Source organism: Pseudomonas plecoglossicida NBRC 103162 = DSM 15088 (genome assembly GCF_000730665.1).
GTDB lineage: Bacteria > Pseudomonadota > Gammaproteobacteria > Pseudomonadales > Pseudomonadaceae > Aquipseudomonas > Aquipseudomonas plecoglossicida.
The window spans coordinates 79,692-95,675 of sequence record NZ_BBIV01000005.1 but is presented as its reverse complement, the minus strand read 5'-3'; the positions used below and the strand labels follow the sequence as shown (position 1 = coordinate 95,675).

8 protein-coding genes are annotated in these 15,984 nt (G+C 61.3%); 2 read left to right on the top strand and 6 right to left on the bottom strand.

The genetic code is table 11. From position 1 onward, the window contains the following. Position 1 precedes the first annotated feature (1 nt). From PPL01S_RS03350 to PPL01S_RS03325, 6 genes are all read right to left on the bottom strand, one after another. A complete protein-coding gene (locus tag PPL01S_RS03350; protein WP_028625312.1) occupies positions 2–3,094 on the bottom strand; it encodes a multidrug efflux RND transporter permease subunit in 3,093 nt (1,030 codons plus the stop codon). Next, entirely contained in the window at positions 3,091–4,251 is a 1,161-nt protein-coding gene (locus PPL01S_RS03345; RefSeq protein WP_016393940.1) for an efflux RND transporter periplasmic adaptor subunit, read from the bottom strand. Before PPL01S_RS03345 ends, PPL01S_RS03350 begins: the two co-directional genes overlap by 4 nt. Positions 4,252–4,462: 211 nt before the next feature. Then, on the bottom strand, positions 4,463–4,774 hold the full coding sequence (locus tag PPL01S_RS03340) for a hypothetical protein (RefSeq protein WP_016393941.1): 312 nt from the start codon (positions 4,772–4,774) through the stop codon (positions 4,463–4,465). A gap of 99 nt (positions 4,775–4,873) precedes the next feature. Continuing rightward, the gene (locus tag PPL01S_RS03335; protein WP_016393942.1) at positions 4,874–5,773 is read right to left on the bottom strand and encodes a chemotaxis protein; all 900 of its coding nucleotides are present in this window, start codon (positions 5,771–5,773) and stop codon (positions 4,874–4,876) included. Positions 5,774–5,876: 103 nt separating this feature from the next. Next, positions 5,877–8,120 (bottom strand): autotransporter outer membrane beta-barrel domain-containing protein, encoded by a 2,244-nt coding sequence (locus PPL01S_RS03330; RefSeq protein ID WP_016393943.1) that lies wholly within the window; start codon positions 8,118–8,120, stop codon positions 5,877–5,879. A gap of 128 nt (positions 8,121–8,248) precedes the next feature. Then, positions 8,249–10,840, bottom strand: coding sequence for an autotransporter outer membrane beta-barrel domain-containing protein (locus PPL01S_RS03325; protein WP_081833298.1), 2,592 nt, complete (start codon positions 10,838–10,840; stop codon positions 8,249–8,251). Between the two features lie 340 nt (positions 10,841–11,180). On the opposite strand from PPL01S_RS03325, the gene PPL01S_RS03320 reads away from it, so the two are divergent. Beyond that, positions 11,181–13,550, top strand: coding sequence for a hypothetical protein (locus PPL01S_RS03320; RefSeq protein ID WP_016393945.1), 2,370 nt, complete (start codon positions 11,181–11,183; stop codon positions 13,548–13,550). Between the two features lie 457 nt (positions 13,551–14,007). After that, the gene (locus PPL01S_RS03315; protein WP_028625314.1) at positions 14,008–15,933 is read left to right on the top strand and encodes a hypothetical protein; all 1,926 of its coding nucleotides are present in this window, start codon (positions 14,008–14,010) and stop codon (positions 15,931–15,933) included. Positions 15,934–15,984 lie beyond the last annotated feature (51 nt).

The following is a 15,984-nucleotide window of genomic DNA, read 5'->3' as shown; positions in this document are numbered from 1 at the left end:
CTCAGCTGGCACTTGGCGCGGCCGCAGGGGCCGCCTTGCGGCGATGGAACAGGCGCTCCAGGGCCAAGTATATGACCGGGGTGGTGAACAGCGTCAGCGCCTGGCTCACCAACAGGCCGCCGACCACGGCGATGCCCAGCGGCTGGCGCAGCTCGGCACCGGTGCCGAAGCCGAACATCAGCGGCAGCGCGCCCAGCAGTGCGGCCAGGGTGGTCATGATGATCGGGCGAAAGCGCACCAGGCACGCCTGGCGGATCGCCTGCTCGGGCGTCATGCCCTGATGGCGCTGGGCTTCCAGGGCGAAGTCGATCAGCAGGATGCCGTTCTTCTTGACGATGCCGATCAGCAGCACCACGCCGATCAGCCCCATGATGCTGAAGTCTTGCCCGCTGCCCCAGAGCAGGATGATCGCGCCCAGGCCTGCCGAGGGCAGGGTGGAGATGATGGTCAGCGGGTGGACCAGGCTCTCGTAGAGCACGCCGAGGATGATGTACACCGCCACCAGCGCGGCCAGGATCAGGTAGGGCTGGCTCGACAGCGAGCTCTGGAACGCCTGGGCGGCGCCCTGGAAATTGCCGGCGATGGAATCGGGCATGCCCAGTTCGCGCTGGGTGCGGTCGAGGATCTGTACTGCATCGCCCAGGGCCACGCCGGGCGCCAGGTTGAACGACAGGTTGGCGGCCGGGAACAGGCCGTCATGGCTGATCGACAGCGGCCCGGTGCTGGGCGCGGCCACATGGGCCAGGGCCGACAACGGCACCATTTCGTTGGTCAGCGGCGAGCGCAGGTAGAAGAAGTTGAGGCTTTCGGCCTTGCCGCGCTGGCGAGCGTCCAGTTCGAGGATCACCTTGTACTGGTTGGTCTCGGTCTGGAATTCGCTGATCTGCCGCTGGCCGAAGGCATCGTACAGCGCCTGGTCGACGTCGGTGGTGGTCAGGCCGAAGCGCGCCGCGGCCTGGCGGTCGATGTCGATGCGTGTGACGCTGGCGCCCAGCTGCAGGTCGTTGGACAGGTCGCGGAAGGCCGGGTTTTCGCGCAGGCGTTCGGTCAGGCGCTGGGTCCACAGGTTGAGGGCGACGCCGTCGTTGCTCTTGAGCACGTACTGGTACTGGGTGCGCGAAGGCCCGGAGCTGAGGTTGATGTCCTGGCCGGCGCGCAGGTACAGGACGATGCCGGGCACCTGGGCCAGTTTCGGGCGCATCCGGTCGATCCATTCGCTGGCCGAGACCTCGCGATCGCCGCGTGGCTTGAGCGAGATCCAGAAACGGCCGTTGGCGATGGTCTGGTTGCTGCCGGTGACCCCGACCGAGTGCGAATAGGCGCGCACAGCCGGGTCGTCACCGATGACCTTCGCCAACGCCAGGTGTTTTTCGATCATCGAGGGATAGGAAACGTCCGCCGCTGCCTCGCTGGTGCCGAGGATGAAGCCGGTGTCCTGCAACGGGAAGAAGCCCTTCGGAATCCCCACGTAGCCGGCCACCGCCAGCGCCAGGGTCAGGCCGAACACGCCAAGGGTCAGGCGCCGATGTGCCAGGGCGCGGTCCAGGCCCTTCTCGTACCAACGCAGCAGGCGCGCGCCGAAGCCGCCGTCATGTTCGCCGGGCGGGCGCCGCATGATCAGCGCCGCGAGGGTCGGGGCCAGGGTCAGCGACACCACCACCGAAATCAGGATGGTGGCCGTGGCGGTCAGGGCGAACTCCTTGAACAGCCGCCCGACCACGCCGCCCATGAACAGCAGCGGGATGAACGCGGCGATCAGCGAGAAACTGATCGACACCACGGTGAACCTGATTTCGCCGGCGCCCTTGAGCGCCGCGGTGCGGCTGTCGTCGCCGGCTTCCAGGTGGCGATGGATGTTCTCCACCACGACGATGGCATCGTCCACCACGAAGCCCACGGCGATGACGATGGCCACCAGCGTGAGGTTGTTGAGGCTGAACCCCAGCACGTACATCAGCGCGCAGCTGGCGATCAGCGACACGCCCAGTACGCTGGAGACGATGAAGGTCGCCGACCACTGGCGCAGGAACAGCGCCATCACCCCGATCACCAGCGCCACGGCGATCATCAGCGTCAGTTCCACCTCGTGCAGTGAGGCGCGGATGGTCTGGGTTCGGTCCTGCAGTACCGACACCGCCACCGAGGCCGGCAGCATCTCCTCCAGGCGGGGCAGGGCGTCGAGCACGCGGTCCACGGTATCGACGATGTTGGCCCCGGGCTGGCGGAAGATCACCAGGTTCAACCCCGGCTGGTCGCCGGACCAGGCCTTGACGTAGGCATTCTCGGCGCCGTTGATCACCTTGGCCACGTCGTTCAGGTGCACCGGCGCGCCGTTGCGGTAGCTGACGATGAGCCTGGCGTAGTCCTCGGGATGGAACAGCTGGTCGTTGGCGGCGATGGTCGACACGCTGTGCTCGCCATACAGCGCACCCTTGGCCAGGTTGAGGCTGGTCTGCTGGATGGCCTGACGCACATCGGCCAGGGTCAGGCCGATGGCCGCGAGCTTCTCGGGCTGCGCCTGGACGCGGATGGCCGGGCGCAACTGGCCGGTGATGTTGATCAGGCCGACCCCTTCGATCTGGCTGAGCTGGCGGGCCAGCAGGGTCTCGGCATAGTCGCTGAGCTCGTTGCCGGGCATCTGCGCCGAGCTGACGGTGAGGATCACCACCGGGCTGTCGGCGGGGTTGACCTTGCGCCAGGTGGGCGGACTGGGCAGGTCCTGGGGCAGGCGCGCGGTGGCGGTGTTGATCGCGGCCTGGACCTCCTGGGCGGCGGTGTCGATGTTCTTGTCGAGGGTGAACTGCAGGATCAGCGTGGTCGAGCCCAGGGCACTGCTGCTGGTCATCTGGGTCATGCCGGGGATGGCGCTGAACTGCACCTCCAGCGGCGTGGCGACCGACGAGGCCATGGTTTCCGGGCTGGCGCCGGGCAGTTGGGCGGTGACCTGGATGGTCGGGAAGTCGGCCTCGGGCAATGGCGCCACGGGCAGGCGCGGGAAGGCGATGGCCCCGAGCAGCAGCATGGCGAAAGTCAGCAGCAGGGTGGCGATGGGGTGGTCGATGCACCAGGCCGAGACGCCATTGCGGTTGTTCATGGCTGGCTCCTGCGCTCGGCCATCTTGGCCGCTGCCGGCGCGTCTGGCGTGACCTCGACCCGCGCACCAGGCTTGAGGCGCGACTGGCCGTCGAGCACCAGGCGGTCACCGGCCTTGACTCCGGCGACGATGTTCAAGGTGCTGTCCTGGTACAGCACCTTGACCGGCACGCTGGTGACCTTGTCGCCGTCCACCCGGTAGACGAAGTGGCCATCGATACTGCGTTGCACCACCGGCGGCGGTACTACTAGAGCGTTTTCGTCCATCGCCGTGCGCAGCCGCACGGTCACCAGCTGGCCTGGCCACAGGCGGCCATCCTTGTTGTCGAACTCGGCTTTCACCCGCACGGTGCCGGTGTTGGCGGAGATCTGGTTGTCGATCAGGGCCAGGTGGCCTTCGCCCAGCAGGCTACGCTCGCCATCGGCGTCCATGAAGGCTTGCACAAGCGCTGGCGTGGGCGCCTTGAGCAGGGCTTGCAGGGTCGGCAGCATCTGCTGCGGCAGGGAAAACTCCACGGCGATGGGGTCGATCTGGGTCACGCTGAACAGGCTCTGGGTATCGCTGGTGCGCACCAGGTTGCCGGGGTCGACATTGCGGATGCCGACGCGCCCTGTCACCGGTGAGCGGATCTGCGTGTAGGACAGCTGCACTTCGGCATTGGCGATGGCCGCCTGGTTGCCCTTGACCGTGGCTTGCAGCTGGTTGACCAGCGCCTGTTGCTGGTCGAGGGTCTGCTTGGACACGCCGTCGTCGGTGCTGAGCAGCTTGTAGCGCTTGAGGTCGACACCGGCCACCTGGATCTGCGCCTGGCTCTGGCCGAGCTGAGCGCGGGCCTGGTCGAGCGAGGCGCGAATGCTGCGGTCGTCGAGGGTGGCGAGCAGGTCGCCTTGCTTGACCCATTGGCCTTCCTTGACCAGCACCTGGGTCAGCACGCCCTCGACCTGGGGGCGCACTTCGACGCTGTGCAGTGACAGCACCGAGCCGATGGCGCTGGCGTAGCGTGGTACGTCCTGCTGGGCGACGCTGACCACGCGCACCGGGATGGCGGTGGCTGCGCGGGTGACCGGCGCCTGCCGCTGGCCGTACCAGATACCCAGGGCCGCCAGGACCAGCAGTGCGGCGGTGGCCAGGAGGAGAGAGCGGGAAGGACGTCGCATCGGTGCGGGCACCTTGGCCAGGGGAAGGGGGTGTCTGTACCCCATCTTATAGCGCCCTGACCGGGTCGGCAGCATGACGGCTGGCTGACAGCGCTGACAGTTTCGGCCTCATCGCCGGCAAGCCGGCTCCCACAACAATCGTTGGCGCTGCTCGCCCCCTGTGGGAGCTGGCTTGCCAGCGATGAGGCCGGGCCTGCTTCCACCTGTCAGCTCACCGGGCCTCAGGATCCCACTCGCTGACAAAAGCGTGCTGCTGCTTGCGATCGTACAGGCACAGCTCGGTTCCGGTGCGTCCCTGCATGTGCTTCTGTGGATAGACTCCTTCGATCAACAGCGCGCTGAAGCCCACCTGGTCATCGAACTCCGCAGGCTTGCCGCGGGCGTGGGCATCCTTGAACTGGCTGGCTGCTAGGCAAGCCTTGAGCATCTGCTGGCGCTGTTCGTTCCAGGCCTGGCTGCTGGAGGCCTGGGTCATGCCGCTGAAAAGGGTGCAAGCGATCAGGAGAAAGCTGGAAAACTTCATGGCGCGGTTCCGACGAATGATCCGAGGGGCGCGAATTATGCCCGAGTCATCCCCGGCGACGAGCCAGGGAGTTTGTCGCCGAATATGACAACACGGACCTCAGCGTTCGGCAAACACCACGGTGCGGGCGGCGACCACCAGGCAGTCGGTCAGCTCCGGCGAAGAGAACTTGGTGAGAATCGCATTGGCCCCGGCCAGCCGGGCTTTTTCGGCACTCATCACGCTGTCCAGCGAAGTGTGCAGCAGGATGTAGAGGTGCTGGAAGTCAGGCGTTTCGCGCAGGGTGCGGGTGAACGCATAGCCGTCCATTTCCGACATCTCGATGTCCGACACGATGATGTTGATTTCCTGGGCTGTACCTTGCAGCTCCAGCAATACGTTGATCGCATCCTTGGCACTGCGGGCGGTGTGGCAGTCGATGCCGAGGTTGCGCAGGGTATGCACCGACTGCTGCAGCGCGACCTGGCTGTCGTCCACCACCAGGATATTGGCGGCGGCCAGCAGGCTGGCGTCTTCTTCGCCGAGGGCCCCCGGGTGCGCCGCAGGTTGCGGCGGGGCGATGGCATGGATGACCTTCTCGATGTCCAGTACCTGCACCAGGTGGTCGTCGACCCGGGTCACGCCGGTGATGTACGAACGGTTGCCCGAGCCATAGGGTGGCGGTTTGATGTCGGTGCTCAGGCAATGGACGATGCGGCTCACGGCCTGCACGTGCAGGCCCTGGCGCGAGCGGCTGATCTCGGTGACGATCAGGCAGCCGCCGTCGGGATCGGCCAGCGGGCGTTCGCCGATGGCCCGGGACAGGTCGATCACCGACAGCGAATTGCCGCGCAGGGTCGCCACGCCTTTCACATGGGGGTGCGACTCGGGCAGCTTGGTCAGCGTCGGGCAGGGGATGATCTCGCTGACCTTGAGCAGGTTGATTGCCATCAGCTTGCCGCTGCGCAGGGTGAACAGCAGCAGGGACAGCGAGTCCGCGCGGGCATTTTGCGTGGCCATTGGGAACCTTCAGGCAAGTGTGTATCAGGAGAGAATGCCGGGTTATCGGCCCGGACCGGCCAGGCTTTAGGCAAAAAGAAGGGGCCTTGCGGCCCCTCGGTAGTCAGAAATTGTAACGTGCCCCCAGGTTCACGCCCCAGGGCTGCTCGATATGGTTGCCCTTCATGTAGTCGAAGCCAACCTGTACCTGCACGGTGTCGGTCACTTGCGCGGCTACCCCGGCGCCGAGTTCGATGCGGCTGCCAGAGAGGTCGTTGTCGAACCTGTTGTCGTTGATCTTCACCGGGTTGTTGCGGGCGAACTCGTGGGCACCGGCGACCTTCACGTAGGGCTGCACGAAGCCGCCATCACGCAATGGGAAGGTGCGACCGACATGGCTACCGACCTTGCCCAGCATCGAATCGGCACTGCGGGTGCTGGCACGCATGCCGTTGTCCAGGCTGTAGCTGGCGCCGTCCACCCACAGCACGGAGGCTTGGGCGAACGGTTCGACGAACCACTCATCGTCGAGCTTGATGTGCTTGCCCACTTCGACCGAGGCGCCGATACCGTTGTTGCTGTAGTCGCCCTTGGCCTTGCGACCATCGCTCATGCGCACGTCCGACTTGTTCTGGAAGCGGTTGGCCTTGATCAGCGCGTCGATGTACAGGCCGTCGTCCGCCAGCCAGGTGGTGTAGGCACCCAGGTAGAAGCTGTCGACCTTGCCGGTGGTTCCGCCCGAGAGGTCGAGGTCCGAACGGCTGTAACCACCCATGACGCCTACCAGCCACTGACCATTAGCCGAAGGCATCGGTGCATCGGCACCAAAGGCGATGCCTTGCTGGACCTGGTCATAGGCCGCGCCGGCACCCGCCGCCACCTTGTATTTGTTGCCGTAGCTACGCAGCCAGCCGCCACCTTGTTCCTGACCATTGCGCAACTCACCCATGCGCCCGCGCAAGGTGCTCGATTCGCCGTACCATACGGTCGGCGCGGCGCTGAACAGGCCAGTGACCGAGCGGGCGCCGGGGGTGGTGGTGTCGCCCTTGCGCACCAGGAACCAGTCATCGCCGCGCTGCTCCAGCTCATAGGCGAAGGTGCCGAAGTCCACCTGCCCGCCGATCAGACCGAATTGGGAGGTGCTGCCTTCGCCGGTGTGCACCACCTGATGGGCGGCCACGTCAGCGCTCGGGTCGGTACCGGTGTTGGCCACCAGCAGTTGGTGATTGCCGCTGGCCTTGCCGGTGACATCGAGGAAGTCGCCTTGCTGGCTGGCCAGGTCAGTGCCGAGCATGAAGGTGCCGTTGCCGGACAGTTCGCCCAGTTGCAGGCGGCTGAAGCCGGTACTGCCCTCGGTACCGCGCAGGTTCACTGTGCCGCCGGCGAGGTTCAGGCTGTCGATGCTGGAGTCGCCGGTCATGATCCACGAAGAACTGCCGTCGATGGACAAGGAGTGGGCGTTGTCGATGCTGCCGGTCAGGCTGGACTGATTGGCGAAGCTCAGGTCGAGGCTGGCACCTTGCTCGGCGACGATGTTGCCGGTCAGGTGGCTGTTGTTGACGAGGGCGTTGGCGCTGGCGCCTTCGGCGACTTCCACGATGACGCCATTACCGGCCGAGAGCGTCGAGCCGTTGTTGATCTCGATGTATGCGGTCTCGGTGGTGGTATCGGGTCGTATGACCTTGATGGCACTGCCCTGACGTCCCACCACGGCAGATTGATCGAGCACCAGCGTCGCACCCTGCTCTTTGAGCCCGGTGAAACTCGAAAAAAGGACCACGCCATTGTTGTCGCCCGATACCACGCTACCGTTGCGCACGAAAGCAGTGGCGCCTGCCACTACCACCCCGGCGCCGCCTGTCACTGCGCCGCTGCCAGGCCCTCCGGCGTATCCGTCGACCTGGGTGTTGCTCAGGTCCAGTATCGCGCTGTTGGTCACATTGATGCCTCGGCCCACCCCTGACACGGTGCTGTTGCTGATGCGCGCCGTGGAGGCTTGTTCTGCCCCGATAAGGTTGATGCCGAACGCTGTGGCATTGGGTTTTGCGGGGTCGACGGTGGCAACGATGGTGCTGCCATCGATGACTGCGTGGCTGTTGCTCAGGGTGAGGGCATGAATACCGGTCGAGTCGACCCTGCCCTGCTGCATGTTCACGCGGGAACCCTGAGTGGCGAAGATTCTGTTGGTCTTGCCGCCTGGCACTACATTGAGCGTGGCCCTTCTTTCCAGCTCGTAGCGCTTGACGGGGCTGCTTTCGCGTACGGTGTAGGAACTGTTAGGCGGAAGGATGATGGTTTCGTTGGCCAGTACGGGAGACACTGAAGCAATCCCGAAGGCAACCAACGTGCAGGCTTTCACGGGGTTCATGGTCGTTCTCGGTTAAAAAATCGAGGCGCCATTTGACCGGAATGATTCACAAGTTCCCGCAGGAAAATTCTGATTATGGGTGTAAGAAAAGCCCTCAATAAATTACACGTAGTTACATCTTTTACGGATCACCAGGCGAACTGAAGCCCAACATTCACGCCCCACGGTTGTTCGATGTTCTTGCCGTTGCTGTAATCGATGTCGGCGTGCAGCTGCAGTATGTCGGTGAGTTGTGCGGCAACGCCGGCACCGATTTCCCCTCGGCTCCCGGACAGGTCGTCATGGAAGGTCGTGCGATTGACCTTGACCTCATTGTTGCGCGCAAACTCGCGGGCCACTGCCAGCTTCACATAGGGCTGCACGACCCCCCCTTTGTCCAGTGGCAGCGTTCGACCGATGTGCGTACCGATTTTTCCAAGCAATGAGTCTGCTCGATTGCTGTCCGCCTGCAGGCCATTGTCCAGTTCATAGTGCTCACCCTCTACCCACAGCGCTGATACTTGCAGGTACGGTTCGACGAACCAGCCGTCATCGAGCGTGATGTGTCGACCGGCTTCGATCGATCCGCCCACGCCATAGTTGTCGTAATTTCCCTTGGACTTTTCCCCATCGTTCATTCGCGCATCCGCCTTGTTGTCGAAGCGGTTGGCTTTGAGGATTGCGTCCACGTAGTAGCCATTGTCTGCGAGCCAGGTCGTGTAGAGGCCTACGTAGTAGCTGTCGACACCGCCGTTGCTGCCCTGCTGCATGTTCAACTCGGAGTTGCTGTAGCCAGCCAGCAGGCCGCCCAACCATTTGCCCTGTTGGCTTGGCAGCGTGGTATCGACACCCAATGACACACCCTGCTGGATTTGTCCGTAGTTCACCTGGTCGTCGGCCGAGACGCGATACTTGTTGCCATAGGTGCGTGCCCAGAATCCACCCTGGCCGTAACCTTTCCTCAATTCACCCATCCGGCTGCGCAGCGTGCTGAGTTCGCCATACCAGACCGTCGGCGCCGCACTGAACAGGGCAATGGCAGTTTGCGTGCCAGGAGAAATGATCGGGGCTGAATGCTGTGCCAGATACCAATCGGTACCTTGTTGCTCCAGCTCGTAGGAAAAGGTGCCGAGGTCTACCAGCCCATTGCTGCCGAGCAGGGTAAAGCTGGCGTTGCCGCCTTCGGTATGCACTACCCGTTGTGCAAAGTCACTGGCCGGTTCCACACCGGTATTGACGATGGCCAAGCGGTGGTTGCCTTCGGCCTGGCCTTCGATGTTCACCAGGTCGCCTTGGCCTTGTGCCAGGTCGGTGCCCAGCACGAAGGTGCCGTTGCCTTCGAGTCCTGAAGCCGTGAAGGTACGGAATGCAGCGTTGCCGCCGCGCAAGTTGACGGTACCGCCATCGAGGCGCAAACCGGCCACCTTCGAATCGCCGACCATGTCGAAGGTCGACCCTGTCTGGATGAGCGTATTGCCAACCTGATCGAGCGTGCCGGTCAGGTGCGCACCGTTGCTCAGGCTCAGGGTACCCGGCGTGTTCGCATCCTGGGTCAGGTCACCGCTCATACGGCTGTTGTCCAACGCCAGGCTGCCCGCGTTGATGACCGAGCCGGCAAGGTTCGAACCATGCTCAAGCGTCACCGCCGTGCTGCTACCGGACGCCGAGACCACATTGCCGCTCAGGCTGCTGGCGTCCAGGTGCAGGCTGCCGATGTTTTGCACATTGCCGCTCAGCGTCGAACCTGCCCGCAGGGTTGCCGTGGCAGTCGAACCTTCGGCTTGAATGAGGTTGCCGCTGACGTGGCTGGCATCCAGTGTCAGGTTGCGAACATTGTTCAGATTACCGGCCAGGGAGGCGTTATTGCTCATCAGCACATCCGCCACTGCACCATCGGCCACCTGGATATTGCCCGCCAGGGCACTGGCATCGACAGTCAATTGCGCCTGTGCCATACGATTTGGCAAGTCGCCGGGCAGGCCGACTTCGACCAGCGTGCCGTTGGCGGTCCGCAAGGATGATCCGTCACGGATTTCGATGGTGGCGAGCATGGGGCCACTGCCAAGATTGCTGACCACGATCGTGCTCCCGGTTTTCGATTCCAGGCTGGCGTGTTCCAGCACCAGATGCGGGTTTGCACTGCCGGGAGAATTGGAAAACAGCCCTGCCGCCCAATTGCTGCCGGTGGCGGTGGTATCACGCAAGACAGCTTCGCCGCCAACCAGTGTTACGCCTAGCCCGCTGCCGGCAATGGAGCCGCCTACGGCACCTGTACCGGTGATGCGCGAGCCAATGACGGTTGCGCTGCTGCCACCATCGACATTCAGGCCACGGCCTGCTCCGCTGATCGTGGTGTTTTCCACTTGTACCGTCGAGCCCGGGATTGACTCGTCCACCCCCCTGACCACTGACAGCGCGGTGTTGTTGTCGGAGATCACGGTGGCGTTGCGGATGGTGCCCTGGCTTTCCGTCAACACCACCGCGCGCAGGTTGCCGCCATTCACCGTGGCGCCGTCGAGCGTGAGGTTCGAGCCAGGGTTGGCGAGGATCGTAAGCGACTGGCCACCGGGTTCGATGGTCAGGCTGGCTGCGTCCAGCGTCCAGCGTTCGACAGGGTCACCGGGGCGAACCGTGACGTTGCTACCGGGCGGCAGGTTGGCTGCGTACAAGGTACCGGAAAAGCCGATGCACAGGGGAAGTAGAAGAAATCGTTGTGAGCGTTCACGGTCAATAACGTCCATGCTGGTTTCCCCATAAACTTGTTGTTATACAGCCGAGAGACCTGACTTGCGTGTCGCTCCATTCAATACCTTGATATTTACCCGTATGAGAGGCCACGGGCTACCTGGTAAAAATGCTAGGTTACAGGCAAATCGATGCGAACTAGCATCATCCAAGGCGTTACCAGTGCGGTATCGCCGACCCTATTGCCAATACCCGACTGGATAATTACCCGTTGCGTAATGGCGTGGCTCTTGAATATGAATATCAAAGTCTCACCTTAAAGGATGGTGTCCGATGAACGCTCCGATACGGCTTTCAAAAACTAGTGCGCCACGACATAGTGGGATCTCACCCTTGATGTTGGACCCCCTTGTCGTCCCGGACCGTGATCCGATTCGTGGGATCATTCCAATCGATAAGTTGACCGCTGATTTGCTGGTAGAGGTGCCCAAGGGGGCAGAATTCAGGAACTCGTTATCTATTCAACTTTTCATCAATAATGATTTCGAAGATCCTGATAACTTTATTGGTGATCCGGTTGATCTTGCGTCGTTTGATCTTACCGACCCGACGCTTGTCAAGTTTGACCTTTTTTACAAGACTACCGAGTTTCCCGCGCAGGGCGCGAATGTCACAGTTTCATTGAACTATTTCCTTTTCGACACGGCATCGGAGTCTGGCGTGGCGGCCGGCCTACCTCTCTCGGTACGCTTCGATCGCCAACCTGCCGGCGGCGACGAGCTGCCGCCGATTGCCTTTACTGATGAGCAACTCAGTGGCATCACCGCCAGCGATCTCGATGTCGATGGTAAATTGAACACTATCGTCGATCCCTACCACCTTGGCGAAGAAGGTGACCTCGTTGAATTGTGGCTCGGTGACAGCGCGACCAATGGCAGCTACCTGGCGCCGACTTACCCCGTGACTGATCCGAGACTGCAGCTTCCGGTCAGTTTCACGCGGGAACAGTTAGACGCCGTTGGCGATGCTCAGGCGATGTACTTCGGTTATCGCGTGACCGATTTTGCGGGTAATGTGAGCCCGGTATCCAACCTGACCGCGATCGATGTCTTCATCAACTTGCCTACCCTCGACCCACCTGTGGTACCTGAAGCAGCAGACGGCCTGGTGACTTACAACGATGCCAACCCCAGCGTGACCGTGGAGATTCCGCGTTACGATGGCGCCGCGCTCAATGACGCGATCGTCGTACTCTGGGGGGGCTTGCCAACCAACCCCCATGCGTTGACCCAAGCCGATATGGATCGTGACCCTCTCTTGCCCGTGGCCTACATCGAAGTGCCCTATGCCACCGTGGCTACAGCGGGTAATGGCATGGCCATCGAAGTGCTCTATCAGATGACTCGGGCCGGTAGTCCGATGCTGCCATCGCCGAAAGTCGATGTGCCGGTAGACCTGAGAACACCTGGCGGCCCGGATCCAGATCCCGATCCTGAACTTCCCGAGCACGGCAATATCAGGGTGCCTTCCATTCAATGCGGGACCAGCCCGGTCAATACCATCGATCCGACGGATTTTGGCAAGGACGCGGTCGCCACGGTGTTCCGTCAAGGTGTGGATAACAATCCAATCTGGCTGGTGGACGATGTTATCCAGATGCATTGGGCGACTATCTCTAACCCAGAGATCGCTTCGATGACGGTGACAGTCCCCAATGAAGGCGCGAATATTCCAATTCCCATCCCCTTCACCGATGTGATCGAGGCCATTGGCGTAGGGCCCGTGGATACTTGGTTCACGCTGACCCGCGAACTGCCTGCCGAGGGCGGGGGCACCGTGCCAGTAACGGTCAGATCGCCCATCCAGGAAGTGCAGGTTGCGTCAGCAAGTGCTTTGCCGGGTGATGGTAACCAGCTGGCGGCGGCTGATTTCTGGGAAAAGAATGCCAGCAATATCATCGTCAAACGGGTTGGTGCAAGAGGTACCAGCGTGCGTATTTCGTTGGCGGGTGTTTCCAATATCGGCCTGGCCCTCAATCCAACGATCAGTTACAACTTCGTGGGGCTTGAAAGTGGGGATGCGAATGGCCCTCCCACGCCTCCTGGTGCCGAGATCGAAGATTCCAGGATCACGGCAACCGATGTCCCACTGGAACAGTCGCATATTGACGATGGTTACTTCGAGGTGGCGCTGCCCTATGCGAAAACCTACTTCATCTGTCGTAACGGTGCGAAGCTGAATTATTCCCTTGCCAACGACTTTGGTCGCAACAGCAATCATGTCGAAGCCTTCGTCCGATTCGCAATGAATGAGGCGGGCGGTAGTTGCCTGGTACCGACGTTCGCCAAAGCATCGGGTGTTATGGCGAGCATGACAAGCGCGCCTACAAAGCACGCACTTTCGGTTTCCGATAACAACCTTCCTCCGATTGCCTTCACTGAGGAACAACGCAGCGGGATCAGTGAAGACGACCTGGAGCAAGGTGTGTTGGTCGCTGCCGTCAACCCCTACTTCGGCGTCGCCGAGGGCGATGTCATCGAGCCTTGGGTCGGGACCAGCGAGGCGGAGAGTTCCGGCATTTATCTGAGCTCCAGTACTGTGGATGATCCGGACAAGAAGACGCCGATCAACTTCGCCGGCGAGAGCATTCTGGAGGTCGGCAACAACCAGCGGCTCTACTTCGGCTATCGCGTGACTGATAAGGGCGGCGAGGTCAGTGGGTTGTCGCGTTTGGTCGGGATCCAGGTGAATATCGAGTCCAGGTAAGCCACTGGGTGTGAAAAAAAGAGAGGGGCGAAAGCCCCTCTCCGATTTTTACAGACTCACTGGACTTGCGAACTTTCAAGGCTTGCTTCGCCCTGTTCAATGGCTTGATCACCGAATAGTCATGGGCACTGATCTTGGCATATTCGTAAGGCGCGCCGGAATAAGGGCTGGCGCTGAAATATCAGGTTCTTCACGGTTTGCCGGGGAAGTCATTCTTTTTCATGAAGATCAAGAATGACTTCTACGGCAATCCGCGTAGAACTTTTTCGACAAAGGTTTGCAATAAGCGTCTTGCCAAGCGTTGTGGTTGTGAACTAGTAAAAATGCCAGGTTACGAAGTGCCCGTTACTGGATACATTCGAAGTACGCCATCGGGAAAGAATTGTTGTTCCCCCTGGCGCCAATGCCGCACGCATGGGCCGCGCGGTCGTTTTTTCACCTATGAAGAACACCAACCATGAGCGCAGAAGAAAAGTTCCTCAATCAACTCAAGGTTGCCGCACTGGCGGATGCCTTGAACCCACTTGTGATTTCCGACATGGATTCACCGGGCAACGAACGCAAGGGCCTCGGTTGGAACGAACTCTTCGATCCCCGGCGTCTCGTGCCGATGAGTGCACGTCTGCCAGAAGTCATTCGCCTGGGCGACGAAATCGGTTTGTACTGGACCCTTACAAAGCCATCCACGCAACCCCCAGAGGAAGGCCCGGTGGACACTCGGATTCAATTTTATGAATTGGATCAGGCCACCATCGACAGGGGATGGCTGAGCTTCGCCGCAACGCGTGAACTGATGAAAATCCCAGATGACCTGGTACTTGAACTTGTACGTAAACTGGAGCCCGAGCACCACCCCAGGTTCCTGCAGGCTCTCAAACTTGAACGCCTGCCTGAACCCCCGGCAGTGCGTGAGTTTCCTGAACCGTTCCTTGGTTATTTCTACTATTCCATTTACGATCCGAACTCCCAGAATCTCCGCTTTTCAGACTATCGCGAGGTGCTGATCGACCTGCAAGTGCCTGGCGGTCTGGACCCCAAGCCTGAGACGCCGATCAACGAGTTCCTGACTGCCCCCATAGTAATCCCTTCGAGAATCGAAACACCCGCTACGCCGGTAACGGTCACAGTAGATGCGTGGGACTTCATGCAAGCTGGCGATGTACTGACGCTGATCTGGAACGGGGTGCGCTTCGATAACCCCGTCCTGGAAGAGGGAGATGTCAGCAAAGATCCAGTGGTAATCCAAGTGCCTGCAGATGTAATCGAGCGCGGCGGCAGCGGCGATAATTTGCTGGTTTTTTACGAGATCCGTGACCAGGTACAGAACTACTCGCGCCCTTCGCCTCCTGCCTACGTAACGGTCGAAGACCCGAATGCCCTTGAGGCACCTGAGGTCGAAGGTGCAGAAAACCCTCCGTACCGGTTGGACCTGGATGCGCTGAATGGCGCTGATGTGGTCATTATTCTCCCAATCTATGACGGCTATGAGCGGGGTGATACGGTCACCATGCACTGGATCGGATTGACTGCCGATGCCGATGGCATGCAAGTGCCTTATGACTGGCCGGCGAGGGACATCAATGGCGCTCGCGACATGATTTTCGAACTGCCCTTTGCACTGGCTGCCCTGGTGGTCAATGGTTCGGCAAACGTCTTCTACGAGTCGCAGCCCAAAGGGGGGGGAGCGGCCAGGCCATCGAAAAGACGCTCTATCTCGATCGTCGGCCAATCCCTTGAGTTGCTGCCACCCGTGCTGCTGGAGGCCGTTGGCGACACCATCGATCTCGCTACGCTGACCGAAGAAGTGGTGCAGGTACGCATTCCGTTGTATCCAGGTCAGCGGGCGGGCGATGTGGTGACCTTGTCCTGGACGGGGCAAGTGGGCGAGGGCGGTGGCATGACCTGGGAGACAGACCTGACAGTCCCGCCGGGCGGTGAAAAAACGGAGCTTGTGTTTGACGTCAGCTTGCCCTTCCTGGAGCCGCTGGTGGATGGCACGCTGACCTTGAGTTACTCGGCGTTCACCCCCGACTTCGATCTCCGGCGGTCGTCGAGTGAGGTTGTCTACAACGTGGTCGATAGCGGCGCGGTGGACTACCCAGCCCCAACCTGCGCCCAGGTGCAGGGCAGTGGCGCCAATGCCTTCTTGCCTTCCGACACAGCCATTGCGGTGTTCGATATACCCAATACCGCGCCGCTTCGCACCGGGGATGTGGTCACGCTTCATTTTGCAGCAGCGTCTGGCACGCCGCCGGAACCCGTTATTGCACCCAAGACATTCAGCGGGTTCCCGTTCAACTTCAGCGTCGCCAATGCAGACATTCTTCCTTTTGTAGAGGTGGACATGTCGGTGACTTACTCTGTGGTACGCGGCAACGGCTGAGAGTCCAGTCCCGAAGGACTGGCTGATCTCCCACAGGAACAGCACAAGGCT